The organism is Pseudomonas sp. RIT-PI-q, assembly GCF_001297125.1.
GTDB lineage: Bacteria > Pseudomonadota > Gammaproteobacteria > Pseudomonadales > Pseudomonadaceae > Aquipseudomonas.
Genome location: NZ_LHPC01000039.1, coordinates 199,395 through 221,954, shown reverse-complemented (window position 1 = coordinate 221,954; position 22,560 = coordinate 199,395). Strand labels below are relative to the sequence as shown.

At 60.1% G+C, this 22,560-nt stretch carries 20 protein-coding genes; 14 read left to right on the top strand and 6 right to left on the bottom strand.

The features are described 5' to 3' along the window. Positions 1-77 precede the first annotated feature (77 nt). The 7 genes from AEQ67_RS21660 to AEQ67_RS21625 are packed head-to-tail and all read left to right on the top strand — an operon-like array spanning position 78 to position 8,198. Positions 78-1,835: a carbamoyltransferase family protein gene (locus tag AEQ67_RS21660; protein ID WP_059405863.1), complete on the top strand. Its 1,758-nt coding sequence runs from the start codon at positions 78-80 to the stop codon at positions 1,833-1,835. Next, positions 1,819-2,949 (top strand): glycosyltransferase, encoded by a 1,131-nt coding sequence (locus AEQ67_RS21655; protein WP_059405862.1) that lies wholly within the window; start codon positions 1,819-1,821, stop codon positions 2,947-2,949. Before AEQ67_RS21660 ends, AEQ67_RS21655 begins: the two co-directional genes overlap by 17 nt. After that, positions 2,949-3,845 (top strand): antimicrobial resistance protein Mig-14, encoded by an 897-nt coding sequence (locus AEQ67_RS21650; RefSeq protein ID WP_059405861.1) that lies wholly within the window; start codon positions 2,949-2,951, stop codon positions 3,843-3,845. Before AEQ67_RS21655 ends, AEQ67_RS21650 begins: the two co-directional genes overlap by 1 nt. 8 nt (positions 3,846-3,853) lie before the next feature. After that, positions 3,854-5,284: a PIG-L deacetylase family protein gene (locus AEQ67_RS21645; RefSeq protein ID WP_059405860.1), complete on the top strand. Its 1,431-nt coding sequence runs from the start codon at positions 3,854-3,856 to the stop codon at positions 5,282-5,284. Further along, positions 5,281-6,237, top strand: coding sequence for a glycosyltransferase family protein (locus AEQ67_RS21640; protein WP_059405859.1), 957 nt, complete (start codon positions 5,281-5,283; stop codon positions 6,235-6,237). Before AEQ67_RS21645 ends, AEQ67_RS21640 begins: the two co-directional genes overlap by 4 nt. Before the next feature lie 56 nt (positions 6,238-6,293). After that, positions 6,294-7,055 (top strand): hypothetical protein, encoded by a 762-nt coding sequence (locus AEQ67_RS34110; protein WP_082377929.1) that lies wholly within the window; start codon positions 6,294-6,296, stop codon positions 7,053-7,055. Positions 7,056-7,103: 48 nt separating this feature from the next. Continuing rightward, positions 7,104-8,198, top strand: a complete 1,095-nt coding sequence (locus tag AEQ67_RS21625; RefSeq protein WP_059405856.1) for a glycosyltransferase — start codon at positions 7,104-7,106, stop codon at positions 8,196-8,198. Here the strand turns inward: AEQ67_RS21625 and AEQ67_RS21620 are convergent. Further along, a complete protein-coding gene (locus AEQ67_RS21620) occupies positions 8,193-8,759 on the bottom strand; it encodes a toluene tolerance protein (RefSeq protein WP_236710389.1) in 567 nt (188 codons plus the stop codon). The two genes, AEQ67_RS21625 and AEQ67_RS21620, sit on opposite strands and share 6 nt — an antisense overlap. Positions 8,760-8,910: 151 nt before the next feature. On the opposite strand from AEQ67_RS21620, the gene AEQ67_RS21615 reads away from it, so the two are divergent. The 5 genes from AEQ67_RS21615 (at position 8,911) to hldE (ending at position 14,927) form a co-directional block, all read left to right on the top strand. Next, positions 8,911-10,083, top strand: a complete 1,173-nt coding sequence (locus tag AEQ67_RS21615; RefSeq protein WP_059405854.1) for an O-antigen ligase family protein — start codon at positions 8,911-8,913, stop codon at positions 10,081-10,083. A gap of 15 nt (positions 10,084-10,098) precedes the next feature. After that, entirely contained in the window at positions 10,099-11,907 is a 1,809-nt protein-coding gene (msbA, locus tag AEQ67_RS21610; RefSeq protein WP_059405853.1) for a lipid A export permease/ATP-binding protein MsbA, read from the top strand. 190 nt (positions 11,908-12,097) lie between these two features. After that, on the top strand, positions 12,098-12,802 hold the full coding sequence (locus AEQ67_RS21605) for a sulfotransferase family 2 domain-containing protein (protein WP_059405852.1): 705 nt from the start codon (positions 12,098-12,100) through the stop codon (positions 12,800-12,802). Further along, on the top strand, positions 12,795-13,400 hold the full coding sequence (cysC, locus tag AEQ67_RS21600; protein WP_059405851.1) for an adenylyl-sulfate kinase: 606 nt from the start codon (positions 12,795-12,797) through the stop codon (positions 13,398-13,400). The genes AEQ67_RS21605 and cysC overlap by 8 nt, the downstream gene beginning before the upstream one ends. 102 nt (positions 13,401-13,502) lie before the next feature. Then, complete coding sequence (hldE, locus tag AEQ67_RS21595; protein WP_059405850.1) at positions 13,503-14,927, top strand: bifunctional D-glycero-beta-D-manno-heptose-7-phosphate kinase/D-glycero-beta-D-manno-heptose 1-phosphate adenylyltransferase HldE; 1,425 nt, start codon at positions 13,503-13,505, stop codon at positions 14,925-14,927. A 102-nt stretch (positions 14,928-15,029) separates the two neighbouring features. On the opposite strand, the gene AEQ67_RS21590 is transcribed toward hldE, so the two are convergent. From AEQ67_RS21590 to AEQ67_RS21575, 4 genes are all read right to left on the bottom strand, one after another. Beyond that, a complete protein-coding gene (locus AEQ67_RS21590; RefSeq protein WP_059405849.1) occupies positions 15,030-15,998 on the bottom strand; it encodes a hypothetical protein in 969 nt (322 codons plus the stop codon). 32 nt (positions 15,999-16,030) lie between these two features. After that, on the bottom strand, positions 16,031-16,843 hold the full coding sequence (locus AEQ67_RS21585; protein WP_059405848.1) for an aldo/keto reductase: 813 nt from the start codon (positions 16,841-16,843) through the stop codon (positions 16,031-16,033). Continuing rightward, entirely contained in the window at positions 16,840-18,015 is a 1,176-nt protein-coding gene (locus tag AEQ67_RS21580) for an NAD(P)/FAD-dependent oxidoreductase (protein ID WP_059405847.1), read from the bottom strand. Before AEQ67_RS21580 ends, AEQ67_RS21585 begins: the two co-directional genes overlap by 4 nt. 177 nt (positions 18,016-18,192) lie before the next feature. Beyond that, complete coding sequence (locus AEQ67_RS21575; RefSeq protein ID WP_008027887.1) at positions 18,193-18,525, bottom strand: DMT family transporter; 333 nt, start codon at positions 18,523-18,525, stop codon at positions 18,193-18,195. Between the two features lie 103 nt (positions 18,526-18,628). Between AEQ67_RS21575 and AEQ67_RS21570 the strand changes: the two genes are divergently transcribed. Continuing rightward, on the top strand, positions 18,629-19,531 hold the full coding sequence (locus tag AEQ67_RS21570) for a LysR family transcriptional regulator (protein WP_177333668.1): 903 nt from the start codon (positions 18,629-18,631) through the stop codon (positions 19,529-19,531). An 11-nt stretch (positions 19,532-19,542) separates the two neighbouring features. Next, positions 19,543-20,820 (top strand): lipid IV(A) 3-deoxy-D-manno-octulosonic acid transferase, encoded by a 1,278-nt coding sequence (gene waaA, locus AEQ67_RS21565; protein ID WP_059405846.1) that lies wholly within the window; start codon positions 19,543-19,545, stop codon positions 20,818-20,820. 113 nt (positions 20,821-20,933) lie between these two features. Here the strand turns inward: waaA and AEQ67_RS21560 are convergent, their stop codons facing one another. Continuing rightward, entirely contained in the window at positions 20,934-22,367 is a 1,434-nt protein-coding gene (locus tag AEQ67_RS21560; RefSeq protein WP_059405845.1) for a TolC family outer membrane protein, read from the bottom strand. Positions 22,368-22,560 lie beyond the last annotated feature (193 nt).

The window sequence follows — 22,560 nt, the reverse complement described above, 5'->3', positions numbered from 1 at the left end:
TCTCTCGCCGCTTGCGAGGGCACATTAATTTTTGAGGCGCCTTGCGCCTGCATGCAGACTAAAGAGGCTAGACCCCTGTGGCATTGACGATTCTTGGCCTGTCCGGCGCCCTTAGCCATGATCCTTCCGCAGCCTTATACATCGACGGCAAGCTGGTCGCTGCGGCTGAAGAAGAGCGCTTTGTGCGCGATAAACACGCAAAGAACCGCATGCCATACGAGTCGGCGAAGTTCTGCCTTGAACAGGCAGGCATCAAGCCGTCCGACGTTGACGTCGTTGCGATTCCATTCGCCCCGATCAGCCTGTTCGGCAAGGCTCGCTGGCAGTACGCCAAGCGTTACTGGTACGCCCCGGACCGTGCACTCGACGCGATCCTGATGGGCAACCGTCGCTACAAGCGCTATCGCAACAAGATCGTCTGGTGCTTGGAGCAACTGGGCTTCGATCCGAAGAAGATCAAGATCGAGCCGGTCGAGCACCACCTGGCCCACGCCTCCAGCGCTTACCACTGCTCCGGTTTCAAAGAGAAAACCGCGATCCTGGGGATCGATGGCAAGGGTGAGTACGCCACGACCTTCTTCGGTTACGGCGAAAACGGCAAGATCCACAAGATCAAGGAATTCTTCGATCCGGACTCCCTCGGCGGCCTGTACGGCGCGATCACCGAGTTCCTCGGTTTCGATATGCTCGACGGTGAGTTCAAGGTCATGGGCATGGCGCCGTACGGCGACGCCAGCAAATACGATTTCTCGCGCCTGGCCTCTTTCGAGAACGGCGAGCTGGTGATCAACACCGACTACGCCAACGTCATCGGTCTGCGTCGCTATAAAGAGAAGGGCAAGGGTTACTACTTCTCGCCGAAGCTGATCGAGTGGTTGGGCCCCAAGCGCGAAGGCGACATTGCCGACGAACCTTACATCCACTACGCCGCCAGTATTCAAGCACTGTTCGAAAAAATTTCGTTGCAGATGATCGACTACTACCTGGGCGACGTGCTCAAGGAAACCGGCAAGCTGGCTTACGCCGGCGGCTGTGCGTTGAACGTCAAGCTCAACCAGAAAATCATCGCTCGCGATGACGTCAAGGAACTGTTCGTCCAGCCGGCGTCCGGCGATGCCGGCACTGCGGTAGGTGCGGCAGCTTATGTGTCTCACGCCCGTGGCGTGCCGGTCGAGAAGATGGAACACGTCTACCTCGGCCCGTCGTACACCAACGAAGATGTGCTGGCTGCGTGCGCTCGTCACCCGAGCAAGCCGGTATGGCGCAAGCTTGCGAACATGCCGGAAAACATCGCCAAGATCATGGTCGATGGCAACCCGGTGGCCTGGTTCCAGGGGCGCATGGAGTTTGGTCCGCGCGCACTGGGTGGTCGTTCGATCATTGGTTGCCCGAGCGCCACTGGCGTGGCTGACCGGATCAACCACCAGATCAAGTTCCGCGAGCGCTGGAGGCCTTTCTGCCCGTCGATGCTCGACACCGTTGCCCCGCAGATGATCAAGATCGATCACCCGGCGCCGTTCATGACGTTCACTTTTGAAGTGGCGGAAGAGTGGAAGACCCGGGTGCCGGAAGTCGTCCACGAAGATGGCACGTCCCGGGCCCAGGTGCTCAAGCGCGAATACAACCCGCGCTACTACGACATGATGAAGGCGCTGGAAGTGCTGACCGGCAACGGCGTGTCGCTGAACACCTCGCTCAACCGCCGTGGCGAACCGATGATCTGCTCGCCGACGGATGCCCTGAACATGTTCTTCGGTTCCGATCTGCAGTACCTGATCATGGAAGACATCCTGGTGGTCAAAGAGGGCGCGGACGCATATGACACGCTCGGCTGAACGCCATGTGCTGCAGTTCTGCCACGGCTATGACGGGCCGTTTTTGGACTGCGCCCGGCAGTACGCCAGCCTGTTTGCGGGGACCGGTTATCGCGTGACCACGGTGTTTCTGACCGGGGCCGCCGATGCCGGTGTTGCCGCGAACTGCGCGTCCGACGAAGTGCTGTTCATGGAATACAGCTCCAAGGCCATTCGTGGCCTGAAGCTGGGCGCCATCGGCGATCTGCGCAAGATCGCCGCCTCGCGCAATTTCAGTTTCTGTATTGCTCACCGGTTCAAACCGATCTACATCGCCTTGCTCGGCACATCGCTGCCGGTGATTGGCGTGCATCACGCCTTCGGCGATTACCAGCGCGGCACGCGCAAACTGTTTGCCAATTTTTTCCGCAAGCGCCTGAGCCTGCTCGGGGTTTCCGATGCGGTGCGCGACGACATGCGTCGTTGCCTGCCGAAGTGGCCGGCCGCGCGGATCCAGACGCTGTACAACCGTATCGACGTGCAAGACCTGCAAGACAGTCAGGAGTCCGTTCGCGAAGCCCGGGAAACCCTCGGCTTGTCGATGGATGCCTGGGTTGTCGGTAACGTCGGGCGGCTGCACCCGGATAAGGACCAGTCCACCTTGCTGCTCGGTTTTGCCGCGGCGCTACCGGGTTTGCCGGCCAACAGCCAATTGGTGATTCTCGGTTCGGGGCGGCTTGAGGATGACCTCAAGGCCCAGGCCCGCGAGCTGGGTATCGGTGATCGCGTGCTGTTTCTCGGCCAGGTGCCCGACGCTCGACGCTATTTCCGGGCCTTTGATGTGTTTGCCCTGAGTTCCGATCACGAGCCGTTCGGCATGGTGCTGCTGGAGGCCATGGCCGCCGGTGTGCCGTTGCTCGCCACCGCGTGTGGCGGGGCCCGGGCAGGGGTCGAAGGTGGGGGCATTCTGTTCCCGCTGGGCGATGTCGAACATTTGGCTAAAGGGCTGCAACACCTGGCCGCGATGGACGAGCAGCAGCGTCACCAGTGCGCCGAGCTGATGCTCGACCGCTTGCGTGAGCGCTTCTCCGACCGCGCGGTGCGCGAAGCTTTCTGGCGTTTGCCACACGTTACCGAACTGGCGCCGAGGGGCTGATGCTCAACCGACTTCAAGGCTGGCGCGAACGCGGCTGGGCGGTAGCCGACGCCTCGACCTATGCCGATGCCTGGCAACGTTATGGCGGCGGCGTCGCGACTCATCCAATGGTGGTCGAGCGGTTGGCCCGGTTGGCCGACATCCCGGTGCGCTACCTGGCCTGGGAGCAAAACGGTGAAGTCAAAGCCGCGATCCCGACCTGGGGCCGCGACCTCGCATTGTCCAAGGATGTGCTTAAGCGTCGCGGTAAAAAAGGCTTGTTCGACCTAGGCAATGCCGAGCTCATCCTGCCGGCCGCAGCCGATGCACAAGCACCGTTGCGTCACCGTGCGCGCTATCTGTCGGCGCTGAATGAAGGCCGCTTTACCGGCATCAAGTTGCAGGCCGAACAACTGGCCATGGCCCGTACGCCCGAAGAACTGTCGAAGAAGTTTCGCTACAACCAGCGCCGCGAATTGCGCTTGCTGGAAGAAGCGGGTGGCGTCGTGCGGCCGGTCGCGGATTTTTCCAGCAGTGAGCTGGCAGCGATTTATTGCGACCTGTTCCAGCGCCGCTGGGGTTTCCCGGCAACGGGCGCCGAGCGCATGGCCGAGGTCATTGAGTTGCTGCGCGAGTTGCTGATCGGCTCGGTGATTTTCCTCAATGATGCGCCGATCGCGACTCAACTGGTGTACCGCGTCGAAACGCCTGAATGGATCAGCGTCGAGTACATCAATGGCGGAGTTGATCCCGAAACCCGCGATTTCAGCCCTGGCAGCGTGCTGAGCTTTCTCAATACTCAAAGCGCCTGGGAGCATGCCCGGGCGTTGGACAAACCGTTGCGCTTCTCCTTCGGTCGCGCCGACCGGGAATACAAGGATCGCTGGTGCAACCCCGTGCCGGTCTTCACCGTATGAGTCAGCCCATGAGCCGCAAACAGCAACTGCTCAAGCGCCATCGGCGCAACAAACGCATCGGCCTGCTGGTCGCGCTGGTGCTGTTAATTGCCACTGGCGTGCTGGTGGCCTGGTGGTTGCCGCTGGTGTTGGCGGTACTGGGCTGGATTGCCCACGAAGCCTGGTTCGCCGACCATTTGTTTTATTCCCCGAAAGACGATTACCAATACAGCTTTCCGCCGTACACCCAGCAGCCCAAGGTTCGCCTGGACGGTGAGCGTTTGCGTCTGGACGACGGCGTGATGCTGGTCGATGACGCCACACTGATCCTGGCGCTGCGCATTAAAAGCACCTGGCTGGGCCGCTTTTTCGACCCGGTTGTCGAGTTGTCGGGTGGCGAAAACCCCGACCGGCAAACCTTCGAGCGTGGTGCAGACGGCCTGCGTTATCTCAACCTCAGTGGACAGGCGCAGGTACTGTCCAAGGGTGAGTTGCGCCTGCGCGGGCGTTTCTGCCGATTGCTCGGCGAGCCGGTGCTGTGGGCGTTTGAACATCCGGATTACAGCCGTCAGCGGGTGATGGTGATCGCGCCCCACGCCGACGATGCGGAACTGGCCGCATTTGGTTTGTACAGCCGTGCCGAACAAAGCTGGATCGTGACCCTGACCGCCGGTGAAATCGAGGCCGAGCACTATCAGCAAATGGGGCTCAAGGGTGTCGAAGCGTCTCGGCTGAAAGGCTCGCTCCGAGCCTGGGACAGCGTCAGCGTGCCCTTGTGGGGCGGCGTGCCTCAGGAACGGTGTATTCAACTCGGCTACTTCTGCCTGCAATTGCCCGCCATGCAGAGCGCGCCCGCCGAGGCTGTTGCATCCCGAGAGGCAGCGCTGGGCGATACCCGATATTTCCGACGCTTCAACCCGTTTGCCTTGGGCAGTGACATCGATGGCCTGCCGTCGTGGAACAATCTGCTTGCCGACCTGATCGAGCTGATCGAGCGCATTCAGCCCCAGGTCATCGTTTTGCCGCACCCACGCTTCGACCCGCACCCAGACCATCTATGTTCTCAGCAGGCGGTGATGCAGGCGCTGAGCTTTACCGCCTGGCAGCCCGAAACCTTGCTGCATTACGCCAACCATCTGCACGATAACGATCGCTGGCCAATGGGCGATGCCGGCACGGGCGTGGCCCTGCCGCCACAGCTCGGTGCTCATGAACCGTTGCGGCCCTGGGCGCTCGGTCTGTCGCCGGAAAAGCAATGGCACAAGGCAATGTCGTTGGGCATGATGCACGACCTTCAGCCCCGGCTTCCCCTCAAGCGCCTGCTGCGCCGGATGATTCAACGTTGCCTGGCATCCCGACGCTGGCCGGTGTACGGCGAAAACGAGTTCTTCCGTAAAACGGTGCGTCGCCACGAGTTGTTCTGGGTCCAAGAGCTGTCTGGAAAGAGAGAGACCAATTGAAAGTTCTGTTTCTGGTGCAGAAAGAGCAGCGCGCGATTCTCGACCGACTCTATGACGGTATCGCCGAGCATTGCGACTGCGACAAGCGCGAATTGACCAGTGAGGAGCAGGACAACTTGCGTGGGTATTTCCGCAAGCATGTCGATGTGACCCGCTATGACCGGATCGTTTTTTTCCTGCGTTTCAAAAAAGAAATCCGCCAGGTGAGGTTCATCCAGACCCTGCCCAATCTGGTTATTCTGGAACACGATGCCTACCAGAATTACATCCCGTGCAAATACACGGGCAAGTTCAGCGCCCATTACCGCAAGCTGCCCTGGGCTCGGGTGATCAGCTCGGGTTACAGGGTTGCCGAGCGCCTGCGCGGCGAAGGCTTCGATGCGGTGTTCGTTCCCAAGGGATACGACCAGTCGCTGTTGCGAGACCAGGGCCGCGAGCGGGACATCGAGTTGGCGTTTGTCGGAAGTACCAACAGCGTCGCCTACAGTGGCCGCAAAGCACTGCTCGATGAGTTGGGACGTGTCGAGTCGATGGTCGTGACTCGTACCAAATCCGGTGAAGAGTATTGTGACACGCTCAACCGTATTCGCTTCTTCGTCAGCGCGGATGTCGGTATGGGTGAATTCATGATCAAGAATTTCGAGGCCATGGCGTGTGGTTGCGTGTTGCTGGCATACGATCAGGGCTCGGCGGAAAGCAACGCGCTGGGTTTTCAGGATATGCATAATGTTGTGCTGTATCAGGATATCCCGCAGCTCCAGGAGAAGCTGGCCGTATTGCGCGCCGACCCGGAGCTTGCGCAGCGCATCGCTTCCAACGGTCGCGAACTGGCTGTCAACCAGTTCAGTTTTGCGCGGATCGGCCAGCGTATCGTCGAGGAGCTCGTACCTGCATTGCGCCCTCGCGGGCCGTTAACTCTGTTGGAAAAAATGCGTCTGAAACTGGGCGTTTGACAAGGGTCAGTCAGCCGTCGATATTGCTGGCACTTTGACTTTTAGATGAGGATCAGGTGCAATTTTCTAAAGAAAGTAACATCACATTGGTGGTCACCAGCTGTGGGCGCCTGGACCTGCTCAAAATAACCCTCGAGAGTTTTGACCGGTTCAATACAGCTGCCATTCGCGAAGTCTTCATCACTGAAGATGCAGGTGATGAGGAGGTGCACTCGGTCATTCCCGCCCATTGGAAAGATCACTGCACAGTGTTCGTCAATCGCCCGAAGCTCGGCCAGTTGGCGTCGATCGATCTCGCGTACGAACACGTCACCACGCCTTACATCTTTCATTGCGAAGATGACTGGGAATTCTATCGCCCAGGGTTTGTGGAAGATTCCATGACCATTCTTGAGTTGCGCCCGCAAATTCTCCAAGTGTGGTTGCGCAGCTACATTTACGATCTGTGCGTTCACAGTCCCTACATACATCTGGGCGCTCGTGAAGTTGTCGGCAGCGTGCCGTGTTACCCGCTAATCTCCGATAAACCCGAGTGGCAAAGTTTTTCGCTAAATCCCGGGCTGCGTCGAATGAAGGAGTATCGACTCTGTGCCCCATTTGCCCAGCACGGCGGCGAGAAGGCGCTGTCCAAGCGTTACGCGGAGCTTGATTTGACCGCGGTGACGCTTGAAGGGGATGCCGTTCGGCATACCGGGTTTGGCCTTCATGTGCATACTTCGGCTGAACGTGAGCGCAAGGCGCGCCGCAGTCGACGTGAGCATGTGAAGTCTGGATTATTACTATTGCTTGGAGTCTGCATTGGCTGGTTCATCAATTAAGTACGCCACCGCTTGTCTCCCGGGCTCCATGCATCGGCTTGCTGCTTTATGACTATCCTGAACGTCATGTGGTCCGGCGGTGCTCCATTCGCATCGATTCACAAGGTTCATCAGCAAATACTCTCGCAGGCTGGCCCCACCGCTTCGGTGAAGACGTGGCTGCTTCAGGGCAGCGTGTCCGAGTGCGGACTGTACGTTGGCGACGCCCGGGAATGGAATCTGTCCTCTGCGCGCTTGAAAGGACGGCACTTCTGGCGGCTGACGAAGCCCTGGATGCAGGCCGGCTTTCAGAAGGCCCTCATCCAGAGTGAGGCGCACCTTCTGCTACTCGATGGATTGGGCGTTGCGCGCACGCTTTTGCCTCTTCTCAAAAAACTGCCAGGTATCCGCGCGGTGGTGGTTTTTCATGGTTCTACGCGTCTGCGTGCCGAAGATCGAGAGCTCTTTGGGCAGTTCAAGGCGTCCCAGCTCACGTTGGTCGCAGTGTCGAATACCTTGGCGGCCAAATTAAGCCTCGACCTCCAATTGCCCGTGATGACGATGCGCAGTGCGTTCGACCCCGCCATCTTCCGCTCGGCGGTGCTCTCGCGAGAGGATGCCCGTGCCCGGTTGGGGTTGCCGCTGGACGATACGCCAGTGCTCGGTGCGGTGGGGCGATTTGAGGACAAGAAGGGGTTTGCTTGTCTGCTCGAGGCGTTTATTTCGGCATTGAAGCAACGTCCGGATTTGCGATTGGTGATCATTGGTGAAGGATCGACCCGAGAAGCCCTGCAAAGCCGTATCGACCAACTGGGGTTGGCTGCCAGTGTCGCGTTGCCAGGCCATCTCAATGATGCAGCGCAGCTTTACAGCGCATTCGACTGGGTCGCCATCCCATCTGTGAGCGAGGGTTTGGGATTGATCATGCAAGAGGCGGTGATGGCGGGTGTTCCGGTCATGTCCAGCGAATTGGCAGTGTTCCGCGAGCAGTTGGCTGATACGGGCTGGTACGCCGCCGTAGATGATGTCAGTGCCTGGAGCGACGCCATCGTACGAGCGTTCAGCGTCTCTGCAAAAGACGTCGCGGCGGAGCAATATCTGGAACTGGCTCCCGATCAGGCCTGGTTGAACTTCAGGCAAGCCGCCCGCGAATTACTTTCATGACGACAGGACAGCTTGCTCGAGCGCCTGCATTGGAAAGCTGTCGTTCAGGTTCTCGCGCGCAATATAGCGGGCGAAGTGCTGCAGGTTGCGCTTGATCAGGTGCCTGGGCAGCGGCGCCCGCAGAAAGCGCATATCCGCGACATCGATCAGGCCCATCCGGTTGTCCGGAGTCATCACGATGTTGCCCAGATGCAGTGAGCGAAAATAAACCCCCGACGTATGAAGACTGCGTATGAGACTCGCCAGGGCAGGCAAGGTCTGTTGCCAGTTGAAACCTTCCTTGCTGGCAATCTGGCGCAGGGTTTCTCCCGGCAGAGGCTGGTAAAGCACAGCCGTCATGCCAGGCGCTTGCAGTCGAAAGAACTGCAGGACCTGAAAGGTCGGCACACCCAGTTTTTGCAGTTCGATGGCATTGTCGATGAAGCGTTTCGAATACGGACGAAATAGCGCGGATGAAAAAATACGCTTGCGACGAAACAGTTTGAGGATATTCCCATCCTGCAACAGGTAGACTTTCGGCCCGAAGCTGTCGGCCTCCAGTATTCTGGCGCCTTCAATCATTTGATTTAAAGCGTCTTGCGGAAGCCGGGAGCATTGCATCGTAGAAAGCCTTGTTGGAATAGCGGGGGCACAGTGGCGAGCAATGATGCCGAAAAGTTTCAGTTTTAACCATGCCGGGTTAGGCGGGGTGAACGAACCAAGGAGCAGATTGATGCAGGAAACACGCTGGGCGCAAGTATGGATGACTACGGGGCTGCTGTGGTTTTTGCTCGCCATCGCCGTTGCGCCCTCCAACAAACTCTATCAGCAAGGTTTGCTCGCACTGCTCTGGCTGCCAGCCCTGATGTTCGCCTGGCCAGCACGGGCCAGGCTCGCAGAACTGTGCAGTCAGCAGCGCTGGGTCTACCTGCCAATGCTCGGTTTGCTGGTCTGGTCGTTGATCAGTCTTTCGTGGACCAACGTCGAAGACCCGGGTCGCGAAGCCAAGCGCTTGTTGTACATCGGTGTGTTTTTGTTGTTCTTCCCGATTTTTGCCAATGCCCGGCCCGAGCGGGTCATCCGCGTCATGCAATGGGGCGGCATAGGGGTGGCGTTGACTGCGTTGGCTGCGATGGTCAAGTTCTACGGGGTCAATGGCAACGCCTGGTACGAGCGCGTTGAAGGTTTGGGCGAGTTGTCTCACCCGATTCTGGGGGGGTACGTCATTGGGCTGGCAGCCGTGTGGCTGGTTCATTGGGTGCCGCGCGACCGCTGGATGCAAGCAGTCTGGGCCGTCGCGCTGGGGTTGATTGGTGCGTTTGTGGTGCTTAGCCAGAGTCGTGGTGCGGCGTTGGCGTTGTTTTTCACGTTGGTCGCCATGCCGATCTGGTGCCGTGACCGTCGCAGTCGCATCATTGCCGTCTCTGCGTTGGCAGTGGCGATGCTGGCTTTCTGGTTTTTCGAGCCTTTGGTGTTGGCGCGCGGTGTTTCCTACCGCCCGCAAATCCTGATGGCGAGCCTGCAAATGATCGCCGAACACCCATGGCGCGGATTAGGTCTTGGCGGCAACTATAAAGTGTTCACAGAGGGCCTTTATTTTGATCACGCCCATAACCTCTTCAGCCATGTGGCCATCGAATTGGGTCTGCCTGGGCTGTTGTTGTGGTGTGCAACATGGCTTGCAGTCCTGCGTGAGGCCTGGAAGGCCCGGGAAACGATTTATGGCCAGGGCATCATCGGCATATGGTTGTTTTCATCCCTGGCCATGCAGTTCGATGCGGCCAGCCTGACCGGAACGCCGAGAGCCGAGTGGTTCATCAGTTGGTTACCCATTGGCCTGGCCAGTGTGTTGGTATGGGCGCGGGCCAATTCCGGCGCTTGTGATAAAATTTCGCGTTCTTCCTAACAAGTGAGCTCTACGATGAGTGACGCACCGCCCAAAGCGGGACAGGATTCCAGCCTGAAAATTTATCTTCGGCTGTTGGGTTATGTAAAACCCTATGTCGGTCTATTCCTGCTGAGTATTGTGGGCTTCGTGATCTTTGCGTCTACTCAGCCGATGCTGGCCGGGATTCTCAAATATTTCGTCGATGGCCTGAGCAACCCTGAAGCGGTGCTCTTCCCCAATGTTCCTTATCTGAAAGACTTGCAGTTGCTGATGGCCGTGCCGTTGCTGATCATCCTGATCGCGGCGTGGCAAGGCCTGGGTTCTTTCCTGGGTAACTACTACCTGGCTAAAGTTTCGTTGGGGCTCGTGCATGACCTGCGCGTCGAGCTGTTCAACAAGTTGCTGGTATTGCCCAACCGTTATTTCGATACCCATAACTCCGGGCACCTGATTTCGCGCATCACCTTCAACGTGACCATGGTCACCGGTGCGGCCACGGACGCCATCAAAGTGGTCATTCGTGAAGGTCTGACCGTGGTGTTCCTCTTTGCCTATCTGCTGTGGATGAACTGGAAGCTGACGATCGTGATGCTGGCGATCCTGCCGCTGATCGCCTTCATGGTCGGTAATACCAGCAAGAAATTCCGCAAGCAGAGCAAGAAGATCCAGGTGGCGATGGGTGACGTGACTCACGTGGCCTCCGAGACCATCCAGGGCTATCGCGTGGTGCGCAGTTTCGGTGGCGAGAGCTATGAAGAGCAGCGCTTTGCCGCCGCCAGCCAGGGCAACACCGACAAGCAATTGCGCATGACCAAGACCGGCGCGGTCTACACGCCGATGCTGCAACTGGTGATCTACACCGCCATGGCCGTGCTGATGTTCCTGGTGCTGTTCTTGCGCGGCGACGCGACCGCCGGTGATCTGGTGGCCTACATCACCGCTGCGGGCCTGCTGCCCAAGCCGATTCGACAGTTGTCGGAAGTCAGTTCGACCATCCAGAAAGGCGTGGCCGGTGCCGAAAGCATTTTCGAGCAATTGGACGTCGAGCCTGAAGTGGACAACGGCACCGTCGAACGCGACCGTGTCAACGGCCACCTTGAAGTGCGCAACTTGAGCTTCACGTACCCGGGGACCGAGCGTGAAGTGCTGAAGAACATCAGCTTCACCGCAGCGCCGGGGCAGATGATTGCCCTGGTCGGTCGCTCCGGCAGCGGCAAGTCGACGCTGGCCAGCCTGATCCCACGCTTCTACCACCACGATATCGGCGAAATCATGCTCGATGACGTGGAAATCGAAGAGTATCGTCTGCGCAATCTGCGTCGGCATGTGGCGCAGGTGACGCAGCACGTGACGCTGTTCAACGACACCATTGCCAACAACATCGCTTACGGTGACCTTGCCGGTGCCCCCCGTGCCGACATCGAAAAAGCCGCCACTGATGCTTATGCGATGGACTTCATCTCGGAAATGCCTGAAGGCCTGGACACCCAGGTCGGCGAAAACGGCGTGCTGCTCTCCGGTGGCCAGCGTCAGCGCCTGGCGATTGCCCGGGCCTTGTTGAAGAATGCACCGTTGCTGATTCTCGACGAGGCAACCTCGGCGCTCGATACCGAATCCGAGCGGCATATCCAGGCTGCGCTGGATCAGGTGATGAAAGGGCGCACGACCTTGGTGATTGCCCACCGTCTATCGACCATCGAGAAGGCTGACCTGATCCTGGTCATGGACCATGGCGAAATCGTCGAGCGTGGCACCCACGCTCAACTGTTGGCGCAAAACGGCTACTACTCGCGACTGCATGCGATGGGCCTGGACGAACCGGTCACCGCCGGTATCGCCTGACACTGCTGAGAGAGGGTGAGCCTGGCTCGCCCTCTCGCACATCCGGCGTGCAATGCGTCCGGTGTTTTGTATCCAGATACTTACCTGTCTTGACCAAACCTGAATAAAACTCTGCACCGCGCTTGTTAAGGTTCCTGAACGAATCTTTGACTTCAATCGAGGGGGCGATCCCCTTCGCGCGGGTAATTCAATGTTGCAACGTTATCTCTGGAAGCTGTTGCCCAAGTCGCAACGGCAATTCTTGCTGGGGCGGCTGTCGGTCGTGGACCGTCAGGTAGTAAACAAGTCGATGTCGGCCAACCTGCGTTTTCCTCAAGCCTTCGCGCAGCGTTCCTGTCTGTTCATCCACGTTCCCAAATGCGCCGGCAGCAGTGTGTGTGCAGCGCTGTTCGATGGCTGGACGCCGGGGCACGTGCCGTTGTATTGGTACGAGCAGCAATTTCCCAAGCAGTTTGCTGGCAGTTTCAAGTTCGCTTTTGTCCGCGATCCTCTGGAAAGGGCGTACTCGGCCTACGCCTTTCTACGGGGCAACGAATTGAGCCAGCGCGATCAGGCTGCGCAGAAACTGGTCAGCCAGTACCGCGACTTCGACGATTTCGTTAGTCGCTGGCTGCACCCTGAAACGATCCACCGGCAACTGCATTTCGCCGCGCAAACGGATTTTCTCACTGACTCCCTCGGGCACCTGGCACTCGACTTCATCGGCTATCAGGAACACCTGGAGAGGGATTTCCGTTTTGTTTGCGAGCAGTTGGGGCACGCAGTGCAACTGCCCCACGTCAACAGCACACAGCAGAGGAGCCCGATGCCTGTCCGTGATTTCTGTTCCACGCGTACCCGCCGGCTGGTGCGGCGGGTGTATGAGCGCGATTACGAGATGCTGGGTTATGAATGAAGCGCTGTCGATGCCAGTCTCGCGGATCAGGCCTTATCAGTTATCGCTGTCGAGCAGCGACCGGGCCGCACTCAAATCGCAGCGGCCACGTTGCCTCTGGATGACCGGATTATCAGGGGCGGGCAAGTCGACACTGGCCAACGCCCTTGAGTTGCAACTCCATCAACTCGGGCTGCACACGTTCGTCCTCGATGGCGACAATCTACGCGCGGGCTTATGCCGTGATCTGGGGATGGGCGCAGAATGTCGCCGGGAGAACATCCGGCGCATGGCCGAGGTGGCGCGTCTGATGGTCGATGCGGGTCTGATTGTGATCGTTGCAGCGATCTCACCGTTTCGCGCGGAGCGTGAGGCGGCGCGTCGGTTGTTCGCCGAGGGCGATTTCATCGAGGTGTATGTGAGCACGCCGTTCGCCGTGTGCGCGCAACGCGACCCCAAGGGCTTGTACCAGGCGGCCCGGGACGGACGGATCAAGGATTTCACCGGCATCGACAGTCCCTATGAGGCGCCGTTGGGTGCGGAATGTGAAATTGACACGCAGGCGCTGGAGATGGTGGAGGCCTGCCGTCGATTATCGGGATTGCTGATCAAAAAATGAGCAAAAAAACCTGTTGAATCATCCCAATGCAGCTGTCGCACAAGCCCACGCCAACCCTGTGTTAATATCGCGCCCCTGTTCATTTTGTATGTGGGTTGCTCCATGAAGTTGTCCATGCCGCGATTCGATCAAGCCCCTGTCTTGGTGGTCGGCGATGTCATGCTCGACCGTTATTGGCATGGTGGGACCTCACGGATTTCCCCTGAGGCGCCGGTGCCGGTAGTCAAGGTCGAGCAAATCGAGGACCGCCCGGGCGGTGCCGCCAACGTTGCGTTGAACATTGCCGCCCTCGGTGCCCCGGCCTCGCTGGTCGGCGTTACCGGCGACGATGAAGCTGCCGACAGCCTGGTCAATAGCCTCAAGGGCGCTGGCGTACGGGCGTTGTTCCAGCGCATCGCGCACCAGCCGACCATCGTCAAGCTGCGGGTCATGAGCCGTCACCAGCAACTGCTGCGTATCGACTTCGAAGAACCGTTCGCCACCGACGCCCTGGCGCTGGGCGAGCAGGTCGACGAATTGCTCGAAGGCATCAAGGTGCTGGTCCTGTCCGACTATGGCAAAGGCGCGCTGAAAAACCATCAGGTGCTGATCCAGGCCGCCCGCGCCCGTGGCATTCCGGTGCTGGCCGACCCCAAGGGCAAGGATTTCTCGATCTACCGCGGTGCGAGCGTGATCACGCCGAACCTCAGCGAATTCGAAACCATCGTCGGCGGTTGCGCGGATGAGCACGAGCTGGTGAGCAAAGGCGCGAAGTTGATGCACGACCTCGACCTCGGCGCGTTGCTGGTGACCCGTGGCGAACACGGCATGACCTTGCTGCGCCCGGATCATCCGGCGCTGCACTTGCCGGCCCGTGCCCGTGAAGTGTTCGACGTGACCGGTGCCGGCGACACGGTGATTTCCACCCTGGCGGCAGCGATTGCCGCGGGTGAAGAACTGCCCCACGCGGTGGCCCTGGCCAACCTGGCGGCGGGCATCGTGGTCGGCAAACTCGGTACGGCGGCCATCAGCGCGCCGGAACTGCGTCGCGCCATCCAGCGTGAAGAAGGTTCCGAGCGCGGTGTGCTGGGTCTTGAGCAGCTGTTGCTGGCGGTCGACGATGCCCGTGCTCACAAAGAGAAAATTGTATTCACCAACGGCTGCTTCGACATCCTGCACGCCGGTCATGTGACGTACCTCGAACAGGCGCGGGCCCAAGGCGAGCGCCTGATCGTTGCGGTCAACGACGATGCGCCGGGGAGCCGCCTGAAAGGGCCGGGTCGTCCGAGCAACAGTGTCGATCGGCGCATGGCGGTACTGGCGGGTCTGGGTGCTGTCGACTGGGTGATCAGCTTCCCTGAAGGCACTCCGGAAAACCTGCTGAGTGCGGTCAAGCCGGATGTGTTGGTCAAGGGTGGCGACTACGGGATCGAGCAAGTCGTCGGCGCAGACATCGTGACCGCTTACGGCGGGACCGTGAAAGTGCTGGGGGTGGTGGCAAACAGCGCGACGCCCGCGATTGTCGAGCAGATCCGCCAGTCCGAGTGACGTCATAAAAGATCGCAGCCGCGTTTCACTCGACAGCTCCTACAGGGAATCGTATTTCAATGGAGGAGCTGTCGAGTGAAACGAGGCTGCGATCTTTTGCTTTTACGAGCTGACTTTCTTGCGCGGCACGATTTTCTTCAGCAGTTGCTTGGCTTTCCCGCGTAGCCGGGCCAGGCCCGAATCCTTCCCCGGTGGGCTCAAACCCTGCTGTCGCACCCAATCCTTCCAACGAATCCGTTCATCGCGTACCAGCCAGCCTTCCTGCCGGGCAAAGCTTTCCGCCAGGTACAACCCGCGAGTGCTCGCCGGGTACAGCTGATCCTTCTTCAAGGTATACAGCTCGGCCATCGGCTGGCCGTCGTGCAACGGCATCAGGTACAAATCGGGGCGTTTGCGATCGAGCCGGGCCACCAATTGATCGCCTTCCAGTCGCTCGTCGACATGAAACAGACTCAGGGATTTAGCTTCCTTGGGCACATCCAGGCGCAAGTCATAAATCAGTTGTAACGACGCAGTGGGTAAGTGCACATAGGCGCGAGGACGTTCGATCAACTGCATCTTGGCGCAACGCACTGGCCGCGCCGAACCGGACAACGGCGTCAGGCGAAAGGGCAGCGCCTCACGGTAATGCAAAGCGGACGAGTAGGGCGCCGGCAGCCAGGTGTCGTTGAAACGCCCGCCTAACCAGCCTTCCGGCGTTTCCAGCAGGCACTCTTCGGCAATCTCCTGGATTGCCGTGTGCAGTGGCAGGTTCAGCTCATGGGCCGGGACGTAGCCGGAAATCAGCTTGAGCACCACATCGCCACGGTCCTGCCGCCGCTGACGCACCAACACCCAGTAATCGCGATTCTGCCAGTGCAGGGTCAGGCGCACCGAAACCCCGAGGTTGGCCAGTTCCAAAGCAAAACGCTCGGTGTCGGCCACCGTTACCGGGCGGCGACGTTGCAAGGTCTGGGAAAAATTCAGCGGCATACCGACGCTCTGATAACTCAAGCCTTCGGGAGTCGCTTCGACGTACAACGGCAGGGTCTTGAAGTTGCTCGGGTTCTTTCTTATGAGCGTACGCGGCATGTCGGCTCCTGCTTAAGGCCGCGTGGGCGGCATCAGTTTCTACGTAGGACCTGGGCAACGGTCGCGACGTTGTGGGCGAGGTGCAGCGGATTAATGGTCCCGACAATAGCACTGGCAACGCCCGGATGTTCAAACAACAACTCAAAGCTGGCGCGCACCGGATCGACACCTGGGCTCAGGCACACGTGACCACTGGCGAGGGCTTTTTTGACCAGAATGGCTTTGCCGTGAGCAGCAGCATAGTCAATGACGGGCTTCTCGTTCTGTTCGTTCAGATTGTAGGTGACCATTGCGCAATCGCCTTGTTCCAGAGCCTTCAAACCGCCTTCGACGGTTTTACCGGAAAAGCCGTAGCCGCGGATCTTGCCTTCGCGCTTCAGTTCGGCGAGCGTCGCATAAACTTCGCTGTCATTGAGAATCGCCAGATCGTTGCCGTCGGAATGCACCAGCACCAGATCGATAAAATCCGTTTCCAGGCGTTGCAGGCTGCGTTCCACCGAAAGCCGGGTGTGCGCGGCGCTGAAATCGTGGCTCGACTGACCGTCGGCAAACTCTTCGCCGACCTTGCTGACGATCACCCAGTCCTGACGCTGGCCACGCAACAACGGGCCAAGACGCTCTTCGCTACGACCATAAGCCGGGGCGGTGTCGATCAGGGTGATGCCCATGTTGCGCGCGAGGTTGAGCAGCATGCGTGCTTCGTCATCGTCGGGGATCTGGAAGCCACTGGGGTACTTCACCCCTTGATCGCGGCCCAGTTTCACCGTGCCCAGGCCCAGGGGCGAAACCAGCAGGCCGGTGCTGCCCAAGGGGCGATGCAGGTCGTGCAGGGTCGGTTGGCTCATGGCAACAGTTGCTCCCAGGCAGGAACGCCCATCGGCGGTTTTGGCAATTCGGGCAACGGGGCAGGATGACTTGGCTGGATGCCGTCGCGTTGCAGGGAGGCGATCACACGATCGGCGAAGTCCGGCGCCAGCGCCAGTTTGGTTGGCCAACCCACCAGCAAGCGGCCTTCTTCGGCGAGGAACGCGTTGTCGGGACGAGTCAGGCCCGATTGCAGCGGCTCGGCACGATCCACGCGAAGGGTCGCCCATTGCGCGGTGCTCAGGTCGATCCATGGCAGTAACTGGCCGAGTTCTTTCTGCGCCGTGGCGATTTGCTCGGCGGGGTTTCGGGCGACGCCTTCGGCTTCGGCAATATCGCCGCCCAAGTACCAGACCCACTGGCCATCGGCGGCCGGATGGGTGGTCACGGTCATGCGCGGTTTGGTGCCGCCGCCCAGGCAATGCGCATACAGCGGTTTAAGGCCCGGGCCTTTGGCGATGATCATGTGCAACGGACGGCGTTGCATGGCCGGTTTGCTCAGCCCCAGCGTTTCAAGCAACGCCGCCGTACCGGCACCGGCGCTGAGGACGATGCGCTGGGCGCGGATCTCGCGCTCGTCAACTTTCAAGCCGACGAGTTTTCCACCCTCCAGCAACGGTTCGATCTGCTGCCCGGCGAGCAAACCATCACCGGCCAGTTCGGCCAGGCGCTGGACCAGGCTCGGCACGTCGATCACCAATTCCGCCAATCGGTAAACCTTGCCCTTGAAGCGTTTGTCTTGCAGGGCGGGCGGCAACTGATCGCCCTTGACCTGATCGACGCGGCCGCGCACCGCTTTGCTGGCGAAGAAACTGGTGAGGTTGCCGGCGATCGTGCCGGGGGACCAGAGGTAATGGGCTTCGGACAGCAGGCGTACACCGGACAGGTCCAGCTCGCCGTCGCCGGCCAGGGCTTCACGCCAGCGACGCGGCATGTCGGCGATGGCTTCCGAGGCGCCGGTCAGGGCGCCATGCAACGCGTACTTGGCGCCGCCATGGATGATGCCCTGGGACTTCACACTTTGCCCGCCGCCGAGGCTGGCGCTTTCCACCAGCACGGTCGAAAACCCTTGGCGGCGCAGACGCGCATTCAGCCAGAGGCCGGCGACACCAGCGCCGACAATCAGAACGTCGGTGGAAATAACGGATGGCATGCAGCGACCTCAGTGTTCAAGACGAGGGCGCAGTATACAAGGCATCTTCAGGATCTGTTGCAGGAGGGCAACTTGTAGGAGCTGGCTTGCCAGCGAAAGTGGTGTGCCTGGTGCACCGCGTTGACTGATCGCCAGCAAGCCGGCTCCTACGGCCAGCCAGCCGGCTCCTACAGATTGTTAGTGCCCGGCGGTTTTGGAGAAGAGCTGGATGACTACGACGCCCAATACGATCAGCGCCATCCCCAGCATCGCTGGCACATCAAGCTTCTGCCCGTAGATAAACAGCGCCGCGACGCTGACCATCACGATGCCCATGCCGGCCCACACCGCGTACGCCACGCCCACGGGCACGCTGCGCACCACCAGCGTCAGCATCCAGAAGGCAATGCCGTAACCGACGATCACCAGAATCAGTGGCAGTGGCGTGCTGAAGCCTTTGACCGCTTTCATCGAAACAGTGGCAATCACTTCGGCGCAGATGGCAATGGCCAGGTAGTAGTAAGCGGTCATGGGTCAATCCTCGTATGAAGTGTTGCTTTGCGAGTTCGGCATTCTAGTGATTCCCCAGATGCGGTAAAGTCATTACCTATCTGTTCTGAAGATGGGTTGCCTCATGAACATGCAATGGAATCTGGAGCAGTTGCGGCTGTTTGTCAGCGTAGCGGAGCAGCGTTCGTTTTCGGCCGTGGCGCGCGATCAACGCAAGGCGCAGTCGGCGGTCAGCAGTTCGATTGCGTTGCTCGAAGAGGACTTGGGTGTGAGCCTGTTCGACCGCAGCAGCGGTCGTCAGCCGAAACTCACCGAGGCTGGCAATGCCTTGCTGGAAGAGGCGCGGGAAGTGCTGCGCCAGTGCGAGCGCCTCAATGGTCGGGCGCTGGCGATGATGCGCGGTCAGGAGGCGCGGCTGCGGGTGGCGCAGGATGAGGCGATGCCTTATCAGCCGATCATCGAAAGCTTCGAAGCCCTGGCGGAAAAATTTCCCAGCCTTGAAGTGCAGCTGACCAGCGCCGCCCAAGGCGATGTCGCGCGCAAACTGGTGGAGCGTCGGGCCGATCTGGGGCTGCTGTTCTTCCACGATCAGATCCCCGAAGCGCTTGAGCGACGGGTACTCGGCAGTGTCGAAATGGTCACCGTGTGCGGCAAAAGCCATCCATTGGCGGGCAAGGGCGAAGTCGACTGCCAGCAATTGGCCCGGCATCGCCAGTTGCTGATGTCCACCGAGTCCAGCGTTTATCCCGGCAGCGAACCTGCCAGTCCGCAAGTCTGGCGTGCCGACAGTTTTTACGTGATGGCCGAATGGCTGGTGCGCGGCCTCGGCTGGGCCTGGCTGCCCCGGCACGGGGTGCAGTGCCCGACGTATCAGAATCAGATGGCCGGCCTGGTCAGCGAATGGCCCCCGCCAGCATTGGTGGTGGAACTGGTCTGGCGCCGCGACGAACCTCTTGGCCCGGCGGCGCGTTGGTTGGCGGAACGTTTTGCCGTGCACTTGCAGGCGATCGGCGAGAAAAGCCGATAAACTCCGCCGCCATGAATAGAACTCTCTACACCGCGCTGTTTTACCTGGGGCTGCCATTGGTAGCGATTCGGCTGTGGCTGCGCGCACGCAAGGCGCCGGCGTATGCCAAGCGCATTGGCGAGCGGTTCTCCTTCGGACTGCCGACCATGAAGCCTGGCGGTATCTGGGTGCACGCAGTGTCCGTGGGTGAGAGCATTGCCGCGGCGCCGATGATTCGCGCCTTGCTGCAACGCTATCCGACATTGCCAATCACCGTGACTTGCATGACGCCGACCGGTTCGGAGCGCATCAACGCCCTGTTCGCCAATGAGCCGCGCATCCAGCACTGCTATTTGCCGTACGACCTGCCGTGCGCGGCAAAGCGCTTTCTTGATCGGGTCCAGCCGAAACTGGCGGTGATCATGGAAACCGAACTCTGGCCGAACCACATTCACCAATGCGCCCAGCGCGGGATTCCGGTGGCACTGGCCAATGCGCGACTGTCGGAGCGCTCGGCCAAGGGTTATGGCCGCTTTGCCAAACTGACCGGACCGATGCTCGCCGAGATGAGCCTGTTCGCGGTGCAGACCGAAGCCGAGGCCCAGCGCTTCCGCGATCTCGGCGCTCGCGCGCAAACTGTCGACGTGACCGGTTCGATCAAGTTCGACCTGACCATCGACCCGCAACTGCTCCAGCGCGCCGCCGAGTTGCGGGGGCAATGGCAGGCGCCGGAGCGTCCGGTGTGGATCGCCGCGAGTACGCACGAAGGTGAAGACGAAGTGGTGCTGGCGGCTCATCGTCAGTTGCTCGCCAGCCATCCCGATGCCTTGCTGATTCTGGTGCCGCGCCATCCGGAGCGTTTCAATCCGGTGTTCGAATTGTGCCGGCAGCAGGGTTTCGCCACAGTACGTCGTTCCACGGGTGAGCCGGTGACTGCGCAGACCACGGTGCTGTTGGGCGACACGATGGGCGAGTTGCTGTTTCTGTATGCGCTGGCCGACAGCGCCTTCGTCGGCGGCAGCCTGGTGCCGAACGGCGGGCACAATCTGCTGGAACCGGCCGCGCTGGCCAAACCGGTGTTGAGCGGGCCGCACCTGTTCAACTTCCTCGAAATCGCCACGCAGTTGCGCAGCGCCGGGGCGTTGCAGGAAGTCGAGGATGCCGAAAGTTTGGCGCTGGCCGTGCAGCGGCTGTTCGAATTGCCACGCGATGCGCAGCGGATGGCAGAGGCGGGGTTGAAGGTGATGCGCACCAATCAGGGCGCGTTGCAGCGGTTGCTGGATGGGCTGGGACGGTTGATCGACCGGTAACGGTGGGGACCGTTGATTTCGAACATCCCCGCGATCCGTAGGAGCTAGGCTTGCCAGCGAAGGCGTTAGTGAGATCGCCTTCGCCGGCAAGCCGTGCTCCTACAGATTCTGCGTCAAGGTCGGGCTTTGAGTTGCTCAGCCGCAGCCTTCGCCAGATCCGGCGGCAAGAAGTCTTTGTCCGGGTTGTAATCGGCCTTCAGATAACGCCCCAGATCCTGCAAGTCCCCCGGGTTCGACGTGCCGGCAGCTTGCTTCAAGCGCAGGTTGTCGAGGATGTAGTCGTAGCGCGTGTTGTTGTAGTCGCGCACCGAGGTGTACAGCTGGCGCTGCGCATCCAGCACGTCGACGATGTTTCGCGTCCCCACCTGATAACCGATTTCGGTCGCTTCCACCGCGCTCTGGTTGGAGATGATCGACTGCTTGCGCGCCTGCACCTGCTCGACGTCGGTGTTGACCGCGCGGTGCAGGTTGCGGGTGCTTTCGACGATTTGCCGACGCAGCGATTCGCGTTGCTGCTCGGACTGGTCCAGTTGTGCGTACGATTGGCGCACCTGGGAATTGATCAGGCCGCCGCTGTAGATCGGGATGTTCAGTTGCAGCCCAACCGTGGTTTGCTCGACGTTGCCACCGTAAGGCTGGCCGAAGGCGTTCGGGTTGCTGAAACCGAGGGCGTCGTTGTCACCTTTCTCGTATTTCGCCACGGCATCCACGGTGGGTGCATGGCCGGCCTTGCGCTGCTTGAGGGTTTCTTCGGCGGCGCTGACGGCGTAGTTGCTCGCGAGCAGATTGAGGTTCTGTCTGGCCGCCGTATCGACCCAGGCTTTGGCGTCGTTCTGCACCGGCGGCAAAATCGGCAGGGTATGGACGACCCCCCAGATCGAGTTGTACTGACGGTTGGTCAGGGTGATCAGGGCTTCGAACGCATCATCCACCTGACGCTGGGCGACGATCCGGTTGGCCCGCGCCGTGTCATAACTGGCTTGCGATTGCAGCACGTCGGTCTTGTCCGACAGGCCGACGTCGAAGCGCTCGTTGGACTGATCGAGCTGGCGTTTGAAGGCGGCTTCTTCAGCCTTGGTGGAGGCGAGGTTGTCCTGGGTGCGCAACACGTTGAAGTAGCTTTCGGCACTCTGCAGGATCAGGTTTTGCTGGGTCGCCGAGAGCTGCAGGGCGGCCTGTTCGTTGACGTCTTTGGCGGCCTGGAACTGGAACCAGCGATCAGCACGGAACAGCGGTTGAGCCAGGGTCGCCTGATAGGAATGCGCGTTACGGTTGGCGGTCGCCGATGGCTGATCGATCGCGGTGCGCACAGCGGCCAGTTCAGCACCACCCGAGAGATTGGGCAGCAGCCCGGCGCGGGCCTGAGGCACGACTTCTTTCTGGGCGCCATATTGAGCGATAGCAGCAGCCAGGTCGGCGTTGTTGTCCACCGCTTCCTGATAGACGCTGACCAGATCGGTTTTGGTCGATAAGGGCGCTTCTGCTGCCCAGGCCATTCCATTGGACGCACATGACACGGCAACGGCCAGTGAGAGTTTGCGCAGCATGAGGCGTTCCCTAAAAAATTACGCTGATAATTTGAGCGCCAAAGGTAAGGCGCCGACCCCGCAACGTCAATGCGCAGCATGGCCGTTGCGAGTGTAGTTGCGCACACGAGCGGCAACAATCATCTGATTGCGCCATTCATCATGGTGTTTATCGCGGTGTTGGCGTTCTTTGTCAGTTGTGTCTAGACTGGCC